Raw genomic sequence first — 14,104 nt, 5'->3', positions numbered from 1 at the left:
CCTAGGCCTTCGCGTCACCCCGCGAGCCCTCCGCGGCGAGGAGATCGGGGATCTCCTGCGTCGCGTACCACAGCAGGTCTTCACCTTCGCACGAGTCGAGGGCGAAAACAGCGTCCTCGTCACCGGCCGCCGCCGCGTCCCAGCTGTCGGCGGCCTTCGCCACCACGGCGACCGCGTCGGCACTGTCCACGTGCACGGCGGCCACCGCCGTCCACGGCACCACGACGTGCAGCTCCAGCCGGGCGTCACCGAGCTCCGTCGAGCCGTCGGCCGGCGGGACCGCGCTCACCTCGCAGGCCACCACCACCCGGCGCCGCGGCGTCCCCGGGTCGGCCGCGATCAGGCCGACCGAGGCGCGGGCCGCCTGCGCCATCGCCGCGTACTCCAGTTCCTCGTCGTCTCCTGAGCTGTACCACTCGCGCAGCGCGGGCGTCACCGCGTACGCCGTGAGCGGGGACGGGCCGAGCTCGCCGGCGTGGCAGGCCGCGTCGAGCAGCGTCAGCGTGGACGGTAGGTAAACCCTCATCAGTCCGCCTTCTTCGTGCTCCGGGGCTTCTTCCGGCCGCGGGTGGCGCGGTTCCGGCTGCCCCTGGTGGTGTCCAGCAACTCGTCCAGCGCGTCGGTGACGCACTGGGCGAACACGGCCAGGTCAGGCATCGCCGTCCGGTCCGCGTTCAGCCCGAACGACACCTTGCCGTCGTACGACGTGACGCCGACCGACAGCCCCTGCCCCGGCATCAGCGGCACCACCGGGTACGACGCCAGCATCGGCGCGCCCTGGGCGTACAGCGGGAACTGCGGTCCCGGCACGTTGGTGATCACCACGTCGTCGATCGGCCGCACGGTGGCGGTCGCGACCCGGGCGGCGAGCGCGTGCAGGGTGGTCGGGGCGAACCCGGCGATGCCGACCAGGGACCGGGCGCTGACCGCGCGGCCGGTGTCCTTGTGCACCTTGGTCTGGTAGGAGATCTGGTGCAGCCGCATCACGGGCGAGTTCTCCCCGACCGGCAGGTTCACGGTCGAGGCGATCACCCGGGAGCCCAGCGAGGTCGGCTCCTCGTCCTCGTCGTCGCGAATGCTCACCGGCACCACGGCCCGGACGCTGCGGGTCGGCCCGACGCCCTCACCGCGGGTCATCATCCAGGCCCGGAAGGCGCCGGCGACAACGGCCAGGACCACGTCGTTCACCGTGCCGCCGTGCAGGGCGCGCACGGCGCGGTAGTCCTCCAGGTCGGTCTGCACGGTGGTGAACCGGCGCTGGCCGGACGTCTTCACGTGCAGCGAGCTCTCGTGGTGCCGCTGGGCGACCAGCGAGCCGACCACGTCGCCGATCACCTCCCGCACCGAGGTGGAACCGGTCAGGCTGGCCATCTCGGCCCGGGCCAGCTCGAGCACCGCGGTCGGGTGCCGGGTGGCGTCGGCGAAGACGCCGGCCAGCAGCTCCAGCGCGGACGGCGGGTGGTCGGGCTGCCAGGTGTCGGTCGGCGTCTCCCGCGGCTGCGCGGTGGAGTCCAGCACGACCTGGCCGATGTCGACCGTGCTGTTGCCGTCGACAAGCGCCTGGTGGGACTTGGAGATGATCGCGAACCGGTCGCCCTGCAGCCCTTCGACCAGGTACATCTCCCACAGCGGGCGGGCCCGGTCGAGCCGCCGCGACATGATCCGGGCGACCAGCTCCAGCAGCTGCGCGTGCGTGCCCGGCCGGGGCAGCGCCGAGCGGCGGACGTGGAAGGTGATGTCGAACTCTTCGTCGTCGACCCAGACCGGCCCGGCGAACCGGCCGGGCACCTGCTGGACCCGCTGCCGGTAGCGCGGCACGAACGCGATCCGGTCCCGGATCAGCGCGACCAGGCTCTCGTAGTCGAACTCGTCGTCGGAGTGCACCGGCGGCTCGAAGATGTCGACCGTGCCGACGTGCATCGGCGTGGCCGGGCTCTCGGCCTTGAGAAAGGTGAGGTCGAGCGACGACAACCGGTCCGGCATCCGCGGTCCCTTCCCTTCTCGAGGCAGGCCTGTTCAGGCTGTGCGATCACCCTAACGGTCCCCGTCGACAGTGAGCTGCGACACTACTGGAGGCGATCGTGACACGACCGGTGGTGAAGGCGGGAACCCGGCGCGGCCGGTGTTCGTAAGGGCCTGTGGGCGTGTCCGCGCCCGTCTGCACCCGATCTTGCTGAAAGGCATCTCGACATCATGCGTTCGACGCTGACCCGTGGTACCGCCCTCGCGCTCCTGCCCGCCCTCGGCATGCTGGTCCTGGCCGGCTGCGGCGACGACTCCAGCGGCGGCAGCCCGGCCGGTACGCCGAGCGCTTCGGCCGGTACCCCGACCGACGTGCCCACCAGCGTCCCGACCAGCACCCCGACCGCCGGCACCCCGAACACCAAGTCCCCGTCGAACACCGCCGACCCGTCCGGCGAGCAGGCCGACGTCACGGTCAACGTCACCGTTGCCAACGGCAAGGTGAATCCGAGCGGCCAGAGCGTCAAGGTGCAGGCCGGCCAGACCGTGCTGATCACCGCCGTCAGCGACGCCAAGGACGAGCTGCACGTGCACGGCTACGACAAGGAGCTCGCGCTGGAGCCGGGCAAGCCCGCCTCGGTGACGTTCACCGCGAACATGAAGGGCACCTTCGAGGTCGAGACGCACGAGAGCGGCAAGCTGGTCGCCAAGCTCGTCGTCTCCTGACCTGATGAGCCCTCTGCTGCTGCCCCTGCACGGGATCGGCGGCCGGCAGGACCTGCCCGTCCCGTTCGGCCTGGCCGTCGGCGGCGCCGCGGTCGCGATCGCGCTGTCGTTCGTCGTGCTCGGCCTGGCCTGGCGCACCCCGAAGTACCGCGGTGACGCGTCGGGCAAACCGTTGCCGGCCGCAATCACCCGGACCGTCGACGCGGTCTGGTTCCGCTGGCTCGTCCGGCTGGCCGGGCTGGCGGTCTTCCTGTACGCGATGGTGTCGCTGCTGTTCGGCGTCGATCGGTTGACCAACCCGATCTTCGGCTTCGTCTACATCCTCGTCTGGGTCGGTCTGGTCCCGATCTCGCTGCTGCTCGGCCCGGTCTGGCGCACCCTGAACCCGCTGCGCACCGTGCACCTGCTGATCAGCAAGCTGCTGCGTCAGCCGCCCTCCCGCGGAGTGCTGGAGCTGCCGACGTGGGTGGGCCTGTGGCCGGCCGCGCTCGGCATCTTCGCCTTCACCTGGCTCGAGCTGGTCGCGCCGGACCGGGCGACCCTGCCGGTGCTGCAGGCCTGGCTCGCGCTGTACGTCGCGATCACGCTGTTCGGGGCGATGCTGTTCGGCGACCGCTGGTTCGCGGCCGGCGACCCGTTCGAGGCGTACGCGACGCTGATGGCCAGGATGTCGCCGTGGGGCCGCCGGACCGACGGCGCGCTGGTGCTCCGCCGCCCGCTGGAGAACCTGGACGGCCTGAGGGTCCAGCCCGGCCTGGTCGGTCTGGTCGCCGCGCTGCTCGGCAGTACGGCGTACGACGGATTCTCCAACTCGTCGGCGTGGATCGGGTGGGCGCAGAACTCCGGCTACTCGATGACGCTGCTCGGCACGCTCGCGCTGATCGGGTTCATCCTGTTCGTGCTGGTGACGTACTCCGGCGCGACACTGCTGGCGGGCCGGCTGTCGGACAGTTCCCGGACGTCGCTGCCCGGCCTCTTCGCGCACTCGGTGGTACCGATCGCCTTCGGGTACGTCGTGGCGCACTACCTGACGCTGCTCATCCTGGAGGGCCAGCGGACGCTGATCTACCTCAGCGACCCGCTCAGCAACGGCGCGAACGTCTTCGGCACCGGCCTGCTCGCGGTCAACACCGGGATCACCAACCACAGCACCGCGATCTCAGTCGTCCAAGTCCTGGCGGTCGTCTGCGGCCACCTCCTGGGTGTGGTCTCGGCCCACGATCGCGCGGTCGCCCTGTTTCCGCGCCACAAGGCCCTGGCCGGCCAGGTCCCCCTGCTGGTCGTCATGGTCGGCTACACCGTCGGCGGCCTCATCCTGCTCTTCTCCACCTGAGCCGGCATGTTCACCACGGAGCAAAGAGCTGCTCTCCGCGACCACCTGATCGCGGAGGCCCGTGCCGATGAGCGCATCACCGGCCTGGCGCTCACCGGCTCGGCCGCCGCCGACGCCGAGGACGAATGGTCCGACATCGACCTCTACCTCGGCCTGGCCCCCGGCGCGGACCAGGCCGCAGTCCTGGCCGACTGGACCGACCGGATGTACGCCGACCGCGGCTGCGTCGCGCACACGGACCTGCGGGTGCGGGGCACCATCTACCGCGTCTTCTACCTCGCCGACACCCTGCAGGTCGACATCGCCTTCGCGCCCGACGGGGAGTTCGGTCCGCTCGGCCCGGCGTTTCGCCCGGTCTTCGGCAGCCCCCGGGAACTGCAGCGCTTCGCCGGCCCCGCGGCTGACGACCTGATCGGCATGGGCTGGCTGTACGCCCTGCACGTCCGGTCCAGCATCGCCCGCGGCCGCGGCTGGCAGGCGGAGTACATGCTGAGCGGCCTGCGGGACCAAATCCTCATGCTGGCCTGCCTGCGGCACGAGTTGCCGCCGGGTGAAGGCCGCGGCTACCACCGGCTGCCTCCAGCGATCACCCAGCCGGTGGAGGCGACGCTTGTGCGCTCGCTCGACGCGGCGGAGCTGACCCGGGCCTTCCGTGCGGCGATCGAGGTCTTCCTGGTGGAGGTTGCCGCGGCCGACGCGGAGCTGGCTAGACGGTTGTCCGGGCCTCTGCGTGAGTTGGCCTAGCCAGCGACTGTGAGGTGTAGGCGAGCACGGCGAAGGCGATCGCACCGAGGATCAGGTGGGAGTTGCCGGGGATGGACTGCCAGAAGGTCCAGCTCAGCTCGCGGTCGTCGCGGTACGGGACCCACCAGATCGAGCGCAGCACGAACAGCCCGTACCAGAGCACGGCGGTGACGACGGCCGGACGCCGGCCCCACCGGCGGTCGACGGCGCGGACCAGGCTGATGCCGAGCGGGATGATCCAGACCCAGTGATGGCTCCAGGACACCGGTGACGCGTACAGCACCGCCAGCGCCATCACCGAGATCGCGGTGACGCGTTCGTCGGCCAGCCAGTAGCGGCGGGCGAGCCAGAGCACCAGCAGGCCGAAGACCGCCGACAGGACGAACCAGACCGGCTGGATCCAGGACGCGTCGTCGCCGAGCCGGCTGAGGAAGCCCATGAACGACTGGTTCGCGGTGTAGGCGAGGCCGCCGACCCGGTTGGCGTTGCGGACCACGACGGTCCAGTACTCCCAGGACTGGTTCGGCACCACGGCGAACCCGATCGCCATCGTCGCGAGCAGCCCGAGCAGCGCGTTGCGGAACGCCCGCCACTGACGGGTGACCAGCAGGAAGGCCAGGAACGGCAGCGGGGTCAGCTTGATCCCGATCGTGACGCCGACCCAGAACCCGCGCCACCGCGCGTCCCGCGGCCGCACCAGGTCCAGCAAGATCATTGCGGTCAGCAACAGATTGATCTGGCCGAACTGGATCGTCTGCCAGACCGGCTCGAGCAGCAGCGAGGCCAGCGTGAGCCCGGCCAGGACGGCGATCCGCCGGCCGCGCCAGGTCTCCGGCAGCAGGGACCACGCGCCGCCGGGCAACGCCGCCCGCCAGATCGCGGCGACGCAGAGCACCGAGATCGTCGTCCAGACCACCAGCGCGACACCCCACGGGACCGCCGCCAGTGGGACCATCGCGATCGCCGCGAACGGCGGGTAGGTGAACGGCAGGCCCGAACCCGGCAGCTGCGCGTCGTACAGGGAGGCCCGGTCGAGCAGGACCGAGCCGCCCATCCGGTAGACGCGCAGGTCGATCATGCCGTCGAACAGCCCGTACGCCCAGGCGCCGAGCGCGACGAAAGCCGTGCAGCCGAGCACGGCGACGGCCAGCAGCCGCGGATCGGTCCGCGGGGGTGTGGTGGTCGAAGTCGCGGTCACGTCAGGTCGACCCCGAACAGCGACTGCAGCTCGCGCCGCGTCTCGTCGTACGACGTGTGGTGGACCGCGGTCATCCCCACCGCGCGGGCGCCGTCGACGTTCAGCTCCAGGTCGTCGACGAACACGCACTCGGCCGGTGCGAGGCCGAGGCGCTCGGCCGCCAGCAGGAAGATCTCCGGCTCCGGCTTGCGCAGGCCGACCTCACCGGAGATGACGATGTCGTCGAACATGCCGTCCCAGGTGTCGCGCGGGTAGGTGTTGCCCCAGGAGTTGGACAGCAGCGCGGTCTTCAGGCCGTGCCCCCGGGCCCGGCGCACCAGGGCGGACATTTGCGGCTGGTGCTCGAAGTGGGCGAACATGCGCTCGATCAGGCCCTCGGCCGGCAGCGGGGTGCCGTCGCGCCGGACCAGCTGCGCAGCCAGCTTGCGCTCGAAGTCGGGAACGGCGATCTGCCCGCGCTCCAGCGCGTGGATCGGGTTCAGCTCGGCCTCCGCCGGGTTCACCGCGAGCCAGTCGACGACTGCCTGGAAGTAGGCCTCGAAGTCGAGGTTGTCCCCTTCGGCCCACCGCCCGAGCGCGTCCTCCAGCCCGGACGTCAGCACCCCACCCCAGTCGACCAGCAGTCCCCGCAGCACCTTGTCGTCAGACATGCGCGCAAGACTACTCAGCAGTCCGGGCCGCTCAGCGGCGGCCGTACTCCACCGTGACGTCGCCGGACGAGGTGGTGGCGGTGACGGTCCGGGTCGCCGCCGGGTCGGTCCGCACCTCGGCGGACTCGTCTCCGGACGCCGTGTCGGTGTCGATCTTGTAGGTCTCCGTGCCCTCGGGCAGAACGACGGTGACGTCGCCGGAGCTCGCCTCGGCCTTGACCTCGGACGGCGCCACCGTGAAGGTCAGGTCGACCTTGCCGGAGCTGGTCTTGCCGGACACCTTGGTCGCGGTCAGCGCGGTCGCCTCGATGTCGCCCGACGTCGTCTGAACGGACAGCTCGCCGCCGATCGCCTGCGCCTCGACACCACCCGAGGTGACGTCGACCTTCGCGCCGCCGGGCAGGTCGGACAGCTTGATGTCGCCGTCGGTGCTCTCGATCGTGACCGCGACGTCCTTGGGCACCGTCAGCACGTAGCTGGTCTCGCACCGGAAGGACAGGAACCCGCAGCCGCCCGCGCCGATCTCGAGCTTGCCGTCGCGGTAGTTCTCCTTCGGGTCCGAGCCGAACACCGTGCGCTTGAACCGGCGGTCGACGGTGATCTCCCGGACGTCGCCCGACCGCACCTCCAGATCGGCCGAGGTGTTGCTGACGGTCAGCGCCGTGCCTTGCAGGGCGTAGCTGTCGTGCGTCGTCCGGGCGTCCTCGGTGAGGTTGGTCAGCGCCCAGTAGGCGCCGCCCAGGATCAGCGCGACCGAGATCGCGATGGCGAAACGGCGATCGGAACTCATCGTGCCGGCCGGACGGCCCTGGACCTCGGACATCGCGTGCTCCCCTGCAGTGACCGCTGGACTGACGGCTGCGGGTCACCGGCGGGTCCGGGACGGCCGGACCGGTGACGCCAGGTTCACCCTGGCACATTCCGGGTCCGGTGTCGGTGGGGTTTTCCCCCCATTCACCTCAGGTGATCCCTGACCACCCCCGCCGCCAGTTGCTGCATCGCCTTGCGCAACTTGCTCGACCGGGCCGCCTCAACCAGGCTGCGGCCGTGCGTCAGCGCCGCGTCGCAGGCCGCCTGGTCGAAGGGCAGCAGCGCGGCGGGATCGACCCCGGCGTACCGGTTCAGGGCCTCGGTGGCGGCGTCGGCCGGGGCACTGCCGAGCGACCCTGAGCGAACCCTGTTCACCACGACCCGGGTGTTTGCCGACGGGACGACCGCGCGGAGCTCGTGCAGCGCCCGGATCAGCCGGGTCAGGCCGATCGGATCCGCCGTCCCGACCACGACCACCTCGTCGGCCTCCGCCAGGGTGGCCAGGGTCGCCCCGTTGCGCCGCGGAGCGAGGGTGTCGAACGAGATCTCCTCGTCGCTCTCGAGGCAGAACCCGACGTCGACCACCGTGCACGGCGCGAGCTGACGGGCCGTCGCCCAGACCGACTCGATCGCCGTCGGCCGCAGCTCGGTCCAGCGGTCGGCGCGGCTGAGGCCGGTCAGGACCAGCAGGTGGGAGGCGACGTGGCGGGCGTGCCGGGCGAGCGTCTCGACGTCGAGCGAGCCGCTGCCCGCCGATCGCGCCGCCGCGGCCAAGCCCGAGGTCTCGTCGAGAATGCCGAGCTGCTGGGCCACCGCTCCGCCGTACACGTCGGCGTCGGCGAGCATGGTGGACACCCCCCGAGCCGCCAGCTCGCCGGCCAGCCCGACCGCGACGGTACTGCGCCCCGGTGCGCCGGTGGGACCCCAGACGGCGACGATCCGCCCGGCCCCGGACGGGTCGTAGTGCCGCTCGGGCATCGCCGTGGAGCCGGGAGCGACCGGAACGAAGCCGCCGGCGAAGTGCGACACGGTGGCCGGCGGTCCGGAGTCGACCGCGTCGGTGATCGCCCGGCCGAGGTCCTCACCGCTGACGTCGGCCGGCAGGATCCGCTCGATGCCCATCCGGGCCAGCCGGTCCTCGGCGCCGCTGGGCTCACCGTTGTCGGACGGGTCGACCAGGGCGAGCACGACGATTCGTCGGGCGTGCAGCGCGGCCACAGCGTCCGAGGTGAGCCGAGGCAGGTCCTCCGCGAGCAGCACGGCCCGGGCCTGACCGCTCGCCGCGGCCGCCATCACGTCGGCGATGTCGACGCAGCGGCGAACGATCCGGAGGCCCGGCGCGCGCTCGACGCGGCGGACCACGTCGGCCTCCCACGGTGCACCGGTGACCGCGAGCAGAACGGGAACCGCCATCAGCGGCCCCGCCGGACCAGCACGGGCTCACCACTGCTCATCGCCGCCAACGCGCCCGGCAGCTTGGGCAGGTCGAGTGGCTCGAGACCGACCAGCACCTGGCGTCGCGCGGAACCACCGGCGACGCCCTTCGAGGCGTCGACCTGGCTGACCCGCACGGCGTCCCAGAGTTTTCTGGCCGGTTGGGTGGCGTCCTTGGGGACGACCCAAATGTCGACCTGGTCACCGGCCGTGATGTCGGCGGGCAGCCGGCCGGTGGCGATCGACAGCGGCAGCTCGGTGCGGTTGTTCTCCGCCTGACTCACGGCGGCCCGCCGAGGCACGAACTCCCCCGCCTTGACCGCGCGGGACATGACCAGCCCTTTCAGGTCGGCGTCCGCCGCGACGTACTGGCCCGCAGCCTCGCTGCTGGTGAACCGGACCCGGACGGTGGTCAAGTCGTCGCTGGTCAGCTTGGTGCCGGCGGGCAGGTCGCGCTCGGCGGCCCAGATCGTGGTGGTGTCGTCGGCCGAGGCGAGCAGCCGGGCGCCGGCCAGCGCGGTGAGCGCGACCAGCAGCACGCCGAGCACCAGCCGGCCGTCCTTCCACCGGGCCCGCCGGTTGCGCTGCGGCGGGGCCGACGGCGCCGCGAAGCCGCTGCGGACTGGACTCTGCACCACGTCTGACTCTCCCCTGTGACCTGTCGATCGCGCTCCGGAGCCGCCATTGTGCCAACTGAGCGGGTTGTGCCGCCCTCGGTTGTCCACAGGGCCGCGGCTTGGGGACAAACTCAATCTCCCGGGAGTGAACCGTGGCAAACTGATGGAACCGTGATTGCAGGACGTTGCAATCCGCCGCCAGCGACCGTCGACCAGCGAAAGGGCGTCAGGACGAATGCCTGCACCGCGCTTCCTCCAGCTCTCCGACGTCGCCGAGGTGCTGAACATCTCGGCCAACCAGGTCTACGCGCTGGTCCGCCGCGGCGACATCCCCGCGGTCAAGATCGGCGGCCGCGGTCAGTGGCGGGTCGAGGCCACCGAGCTGGAAAAGTACATCGAGCGGCTGTACACCGAGACCCGCCAGTTCATCGACAGCCACCCGTTCGGCGAGGACGCCGAGCAGACCGAGGACGTTCGCCAGTAGTCGAGCACCTCGCCGTACGCCGGGTCAGCGGCGACGGAGGGCCGAGAGGGCCTGGGTCGGGACCAGACGGGTGTTGTGGACCTCGGTCCGGCGGCGAGGCGCGTCGAGCGGATGCTCCGCGATCTCGACGAAGTCGGCACCGACACGGTCGACGGTCCCGGTGATCGGGTGCCCACCCGGACCGGCACAGAACAGCGTCACCGGTGAGCGGTCGCGGGCGATGCCGCGCAACAGGTGTGCCAGGCCGAGCTTGGCAGCAACCGCTCCTTCGGCCGGCTCGGCCCAGGGCCCCAGTCCGTGCACGGCGGTCAACGCCGTCGCGGGGATGAGCCACTCCTCGAACCGCTCGGCCTCGATCAGCAGACAGTCCTTGCCGACCCGCGCGAGCTCCCCTTGCACCGGTTCGGCGTACGCCAGCTCCACCCGGATCACCGTGCCGGTCGCGCCACGGAGCCGGTCGAGCAGGGTGATCTTGCCGACCTCGGCCCGGATCCGCTCCGCGACCTCGCCGTAGAGATCCCCGTCCTGCAGGGCGGCGAACTGCGACTCCAGGTCCTCGAACAGAGCATCCAGACGCATGCGGTGAACCTACCCGCTCGCCGGCACGGTGCGTGCCTGCCGTCCCACGCTCCGTAGCGAATCCTCGTCAGCATGGGTTGCCAAACGTCGCATCCGACGGCTTATAGTGATCAAGCCAACGCAAACTGACGCAAACTCATAGTTCAGACGCGAAACCAGGTGAACCGGATGATTCGAGTAATCAGACCGCTCTCAGCGCTGGGCGTTGTGGTCGGGCTGGGCTTCGGCTTGCAATGGGTCACCGCAGGTGCGACGGCTCAGGCGTCGTTCGAGGACCTGATCTCGATGGCCTTCCTCGCCGTCGGCGCTGTCGCCTGGGTCGCGTACGCCTGGCTGCTGGTCGCGGTCCTGGCGACGGCCCTGGAGCAGACCCCGGGTGTTCTCGGACGGGCAGCTTCGGTCGTCGCCGGGGCGATCACTTCGCAGAGTTCGCGACCCCTCCTGCGCTCGGCCCTCGGGGTGGCGGCCGTGACCCCGCTGACCATCGGCGTCGCTCACGCCGCACCGAGCGACGCCCCTCCCCGGCAGCCGTGGACCGCCACCGAACGGGCCTCCACCGTCTCGCTCACGCCGAGTCCCCCCAACTGGCGCCTGACGGAGACGCCGTCCATCCTCCGCCTCACCGAACCTGCTCCTCCGGCTACCGCCCCGACTCGGCGGGCTGCCGCTCACCGGGCCGACGTACCGGCCGAGTCCGCTCCGGAATCGGACCGGCTCCACGGGTCGACTGGCCGGCCGGGCGTCTCACCCAACGACTGGCGCGCCACCGAGAGGCCGTCGAGCGTTCGACTCACGGGATCGGATGCCGCTAGCAACAAGTTGCCCGGCGCGCGGCCGACCGCTGAGCACGGCGCCCGGCCGGGGCGATCGGAGGTTCACGGCCGCGCGAAGCGGCCGCAGCAACAAGCCCATCAACCGGTCGAGCGCACGGACCAGCGGGCCGACCCGGCCAAGCAGTCTCGGACGGACCAGCGGGTCGAAGCTCGGGCGCAGGGGCGCACCGAGGAACCCGGGCGGCCTTCGGTGCGGGTGCCGGATCGGCCTACCGATGGTGCGCCGACGCGGTACACGGATCTGGGCAGCGGGCAGCTCGTCCGCACAAGCAGTCACGTGGTCGTCCGAGGCGACTCGCTCTGGTCGATCGCCGCCGCTGAACTCGGCGCCCGTGCCACAGCTGAAGCGATCGCCGCCCGCTGGCCGCAGTGGTACGCCGCCAACCGCGCCGTGATCGGCCCTGACCCCGACCTGCTGCTCCCAGGCCAGGTACTCCACGCCCCGTCCTCCCTCGACCGTCCCGTGCCGCCGACCCACCAGGAGAAGTGACATGACCACCCGACGCGCTCTCGCCGCCGTTCACCCCACGTCCTCCAACTCCCCCGAGCCCTCGGCCGCCGGCACGCACCTCGTCGGCCCCGAGTCCGTCACCACCCAGCCGGAAGCGAACATGCCCACGAGTCCGGCCGCGGACGCCGACACAGCAACGCACCCGGAAGCCGACAAGGCGACGCACATGGGCCTGGCCGCCCGCCCCCACAGCACGGCGGCCAGCACCGGCACGGGCAGCACCGCGGCCGGCAGCGGCGCCCGTACTCACCCGCGCACCGGGACGACGTACCCCTTGGCGGGGGCGGGGAAGGGGCGCGGGCAGGGCGGTAGGGCTCGTCGGCAGGAGGTGCCGACGCAGGGGGCGCTGGCTCTGCGGTACGACGTTGCTGAGGAGCTGGTGATTCCGGCGCGGCCTCGGTTGCGACTGGTGCACGGTGGACCGGCGTTGCCGGATGCTCGGGCGTGGAGTACTCGGCTGGTTCAGGCGATTGTCGAGGTGCTTGCCGGCGATCGCGCGATCAGCCAGCTGATTCGCTGGACCGACTCGGTGGTCTTCACCGACCTGAACCGCCGTGTGCGGCTGCTCGGTCTCACCACCACCGCCGGCAAGCGCGGGGCCAAGGACCGCAGCTGTGTTCGTTCGATCCACGTCTCGCGGCCGACGGACGACGTGGTCGAGGTTGCTGCCCACGTTCGCGCCGGCGACCGTTCGCGCGCCGTGGCTCTTCGCCTGGAGACCCACCGAGGCCGCTGGGTCTGCACCGCCCTGGAGCTCGGCTGAAACCACCGTCGCTGCTCGGGCGCTGCTGCCCGCGATCACCGAGAGGGTTGTTGATTGCCTGGCGGGCCGATGACCACCTCGGCGTACGCGCCGGCTTGCAGGGGAAAGCGCGGCCTGCCGACCGGGACGTGGCCGGGGTGGCCGACCAGGTCGGGGCGCCTCAAAGGCCGCCACTTGCGGTGGGGGCTCGGTTGGGTTGCGGGTGGATTGCGGCGCGGATTGTGAGCTTTCGGCGCCGTAGCGTGACTGGGGCGGTCGGAGTGGCCGGGTGGAGCGTTCGGGGGAACGGTGACGAAGCACGTGACAGTTGTCAGAGGTGAGCAGCGCGCGAGACCTGCGAACGACGCGAGGAAATCGAATGGGCTGGCGGCTGCGGGCGAGGTGACCGTGGCAGACGCGAGTACCTCGTACGAACAGGTGCCGGCGAGCACATGTGGGTCCGACGAGTCGGCTGCCGACGCAAGGACGCCGTACGGGCTGACACCGGCGGGAGCACATCACGAGCTGACGGCTGCGGAGCGGGAGCGGGTGTTCGGGCGGCGGCGTCGGCGGTGGTGGGTGGCTCGGGTGCCGGGCGTGTACGCGCTGGCGGTGCGGTGGCACCGGGCTCGGCGGCGGGTGGAGTGGTGGCGGTCGGAGGTGGTGTTCGCCGGGAGCCGGCAGGACGAGGGGTTGCCGGTGCGAGTGAAGCGGCACGGTTCGTTGCTGCTGCGGCAGCTCGGGGAGACCGAGATGTGGATGCAGCACAACAAGGTGACCAACCTGCGGCTGGCGTGTGCGCGGGTGGACGGGGTGCTGATCCGGCCGGGTGAGACGTTCAGCTTCAACAAGCTGGTCGGGAACGCGACGCGTCGCAAGGGTTACGTCGAAGGCATGCGGCTGTCCAACGGCGAAGCCCGGCCGGGTGTCGGGGGCGGGATCTGCCAGCTCGCGAACCTGCTGCACTGGATGGTGCTGCACTCGCCGATGACCGTGACGCAGCGCTCGACGCACAGCTTCGACCCGTTCCCGGACAACGCCCGCGCGCTGCCGTGGGGTGTCGGGTGCAGCATCGTCTACAACTACGTCGACCTGCAGTTCCGCAACGACACCGACCGGACGTTCCAGCTCCGGGTCGGCGTCGGTGAGCGGTACCTGGAAGGTGAGATCCGGGCCGACGCGCCGGTGCCGTGGTCGTACCGGGTGTTCGCCCGCGGCGAGCGGTTCCTGCGGGCGGGTGCGCAGTACTTCCGCCGCAACGAGATCTGGCGCACGGTGATCGACCGGCGGACCGGCGAGGTGGTCGGCGAAGAGCTGATCCGGGAGAACGTTGCGCTGGTCAAGTACGTGCCCGAGAACGTGCGGGTCGTCGACGTCGCCACCGGCTGACGCCCGGCCGTAGCCAGGTCGGGTTCCCCGCGGGTCGAGACCGGTGGAGCGACCGCCCCCGGACGCCCCACCGGCAGGTCTATTGGACCACT

The 14,104-nt window shown here is 71.3% G+C and carries 15 protein-coding genes; 7 read left to right on the top strand and 8 right to left on the bottom strand.

Annotated elements, in window-relative coordinates; all coding sequences use genetic code 11:
* Position 1: 1 nt before the first annotated feature.
* Both KFLA_RS08185 and KFLA_RS08180 read right to left on the bottom strand, forming a co-directional pair.
* Complete coding sequence (locus KFLA_RS08185; RefSeq protein WP_012919309.1) at positions 2-526, bottom strand: DUF6912 family protein; 525 nt, start codon at positions 524-526, stop codon at positions 2-4.
* Complete coding sequence (locus KFLA_RS08180; protein WP_012919308.1) at positions 526-1,983, bottom strand: WS/DGAT/MGAT family O-acyltransferase; 1,458 nt, start codon at positions 1,981-1,983, stop codon at positions 526-528. Before KFLA_RS08180 ends, KFLA_RS08185 begins: the two co-directional genes overlap by 1 nt.
* 210 nt (positions 1,984-2,193) lie before the next feature.
* Here KFLA_RS08180 and KFLA_RS08175 point away from each other — a divergent pair, with 210 nt between their 5' ends.
* From KFLA_RS08175 to KFLA_RS08165, 3 genes are read left to right on the top strand one after another with little or no spacing between them, the layout of a single operon-like run.
* On the top strand, positions 2,194-2,688 hold the full coding sequence (locus tag KFLA_RS08175) for a cupredoxin domain-containing protein (RefSeq protein ID WP_012919307.1): 495 nt from the start codon (positions 2,194-2,196) through the stop codon (positions 2,686-2,688).
* Positions 2,689-2,692: 4 nt separating this feature from the next.
* The gene (locus tag KFLA_RS08170; RefSeq protein WP_012919306.1) at positions 2,693-4,021 is read left to right on the top strand and encodes a hypothetical protein; all 1,329 of its coding nucleotides are present in this window, start codon (positions 2,693-2,695) and stop codon (positions 4,019-4,021) included.
* A 6-nt stretch (positions 4,022-4,027) separates the two neighbouring features.
* Positions 4,028-4,765, top strand: coding sequence for a hypothetical protein (locus tag KFLA_RS08165; protein WP_012919305.1), 738 nt, complete (start codon positions 4,028-4,030; stop codon positions 4,763-4,765).
* Here KFLA_RS08165 and KFLA_RS08160 read toward each other — a convergent pair.
* The 5 genes from KFLA_RS08160 to KFLA_RS08140 all read right to left on the bottom strand — a co-directional run bounded on the left by KFLA_RS08160 (position 4,728) and on the right by KFLA_RS08140 (position 9,495).
* Positions 4,728-5,963, bottom strand: coding sequence for a glycosyltransferase 87 family protein (locus KFLA_RS08160; protein ID WP_012919304.1), 1,236 nt, complete (start codon positions 5,961-5,963; stop codon positions 4,728-4,730). The genes KFLA_RS08165 and KFLA_RS08160 overlap by 38 nt on opposite strands.
* Entirely contained in the window at positions 5,960-6,613 is a 654-nt protein-coding gene (locus KFLA_RS08155) for an HAD family hydrolase (RefSeq protein WP_012919303.1), read from the bottom strand. The genes KFLA_RS08160 and KFLA_RS08155 overlap by 4 nt, the downstream gene beginning before the upstream one ends.
* Before the next feature lie 31 nt (positions 6,614-6,644).
* Positions 6,645-7,436, bottom strand: coding sequence for a DUF4097 family beta strand repeat-containing protein (locus KFLA_RS08150; RefSeq protein WP_012919302.1), 792 nt, complete (start codon positions 7,434-7,436; stop codon positions 6,645-6,647).
* A 131-nt stretch (positions 7,437-7,567) separates the two neighbouring features.
* Positions 7,568-8,836, bottom strand: coding sequence for a CpaE/TadZ family protein (locus KFLA_RS08145; RefSeq protein WP_012919301.1), 1,269 nt, complete (start codon positions 8,834-8,836; stop codon positions 7,568-7,570).
* Entirely contained in the window at positions 8,836-9,495 is a 660-nt protein-coding gene (locus tag KFLA_RS08140) for an SAF domain-containing protein (protein ID WP_012919300.1), read from the bottom strand. Before KFLA_RS08140 ends, KFLA_RS08145 begins: the two co-directional genes overlap by 1 nt.
* A 214-nt stretch (positions 9,496-9,709) precedes the next feature.
* Between KFLA_RS08140 and KFLA_RS08135 the strand changes: the two genes are divergently transcribed.
* On the top strand, positions 9,710-9,958 hold the full coding sequence (locus tag KFLA_RS08135) for a helix-turn-helix domain-containing protein (RefSeq protein ID WP_012919299.1): 249 nt from the start codon (positions 9,710-9,712) through the stop codon (positions 9,956-9,958).
* Positions 9,959-9,982: 24 nt separating this feature from the next.
* Here KFLA_RS08135 and KFLA_RS08130 read toward each other — a convergent pair whose 3' ends face one another.
* Positions 9,983-10,537 carry a hypothetical protein gene (locus KFLA_RS08130; protein WP_012919298.1) on the bottom strand — a complete coding sequence of 185 codons (555 nt, stop codon included), beginning with the start codon at positions 10,535-10,537 and terminating at the stop codon, positions 9,983-9,985.
* Positions 10,538-10,705: 168 nt separating this feature from the next.
* Between KFLA_RS08130 and KFLA_RS08125 the strand changes: the two genes are divergently transcribed.
* The 3 genes from KFLA_RS08125 (at position 10,706) to KFLA_RS38745 (ending at position 14,012) form a co-directional block, all read left to right on the top strand.
* Positions 10,706-11,860, top strand: coding sequence for a LysM peptidoglycan-binding domain-containing protein (locus KFLA_RS08125; protein WP_148256576.1), 1,155 nt, complete (start codon positions 10,706-10,708; stop codon positions 11,858-11,860).
* 1 nt (position 11,861) lies between these two features.
* Positions 11,862-12,644: an Rv3235 family protein gene (locus KFLA_RS37330; protein ID WP_012919296.1), complete on the top strand. Its 783-nt coding sequence runs from the start codon at positions 11,862-11,864 to the stop codon at positions 12,642-12,644.
* Positions 12,645-13,031: 387 nt separating this feature from the next.
* On the top strand, positions 13,032-14,012 hold the full coding sequence (locus tag KFLA_RS38745) for a VanW family protein (protein WP_237706751.1): 981 nt from the start codon (positions 13,032-13,034) through the stop codon (positions 14,010-14,012).
* The last annotated feature ends 92 nt before the right edge of the window (positions 14,013-14,104 follow it).

Source organism: Kribbella flavida DSM 17836 (assembly GCF_000024345.1).
Lineage (GTDB): Bacteria > Actinomycetota > Actinomycetes > Propionibacteriales > Kribbellaceae > Kribbella > Kribbella flavida.
This window is presented reverse-complemented; position numbering and strand designations above follow the sequence as displayed.

What these genes read in the sequence shown, in the direction of transcription:
- KFLA_RS08185 (WP_012919309.1), bottom strand. Translation starts at nt 526, where the DNA reads ATGAGGGTTTACCTACCGTCCACGCTGACGCTGCTCGACGCGGCCTGC.
- KFLA_RS08180 (WP_012919308.1), bottom strand. Translation starts at nt 1,983, where the DNA reads ATGCCGGACCGGTTGTCGTCGCTCGACCTCACCTTTCTCAAGGCCGAG.
- KFLA_RS08175 (WP_012919307.1), top strand. Translation starts at nt 2,194, where the DNA reads ATGCGTTCGACGCTGACCCGTGGTACCGCCCTCGCGCTCCTGCCCGCC.
- KFLA_RS08170 (WP_012919306.1), top strand. Translation starts at nt 2,693, where the DNA reads ATGAGCCCTCTGCTGCTGCCCCTGCACGGGATCGGCGGCCGGCAGGAC.
- KFLA_RS08165 (WP_012919305.1), top strand. Translation starts at nt 4,028, where the DNA reads ATGTTCACCACGGAGCAAAGAGCTGCTCTCCGCGACCACCTGATCGCG.
- KFLA_RS08155 (WP_012919303.1), bottom strand. Translation starts at nt 6,613, where the DNA reads ATGTCTGACGACAAGGTGCTGCGGGGACTGCTGGTCGACTGGGGTGGG.
- KFLA_RS08150 (WP_012919302.1), bottom strand. Translation starts at nt 7,436, where the DNA reads ATGTCCGAGGTCCAGGGCCGTCCGGCCGGCACGATGAGTTCCGATCGC.
- KFLA_RS08145 (WP_012919301.1), bottom strand. Translation starts at nt 8,836, where the DNA reads ATGGCGGTTCCCGTTCTGCTCGCGGTCACCGGTGCACCGTGGGAGGCC.
- KFLA_RS08135 (WP_012919299.1), top strand. Translation starts at nt 9,710, where the DNA reads ATGCCTGCACCGCGCTTCCTCCAGCTCTCCGACGTCGCCGAGGTGCTG.
- KFLA_RS08130 (WP_012919298.1), bottom strand. Translation starts at nt 10,537, where the DNA reads ATGCGTCTGGATGCTCTGTTCGAGGACCTGGAGTCGCAGTTCGCCGCC.
- KFLA_RS08125 (WP_148256576.1), top strand. Translation starts at nt 10,706, where the DNA reads ATGATTCGAGTAATCAGACCGCTCTCAGCGCTGGGCGTTGTGGTCGGG.
- KFLA_RS37330 (WP_012919296.1), top strand. Translation starts at nt 11,862, where the DNA reads ATGACCACCCGACGCGCTCTCGCCGCCGTTCACCCCACGTCCTCCAAC.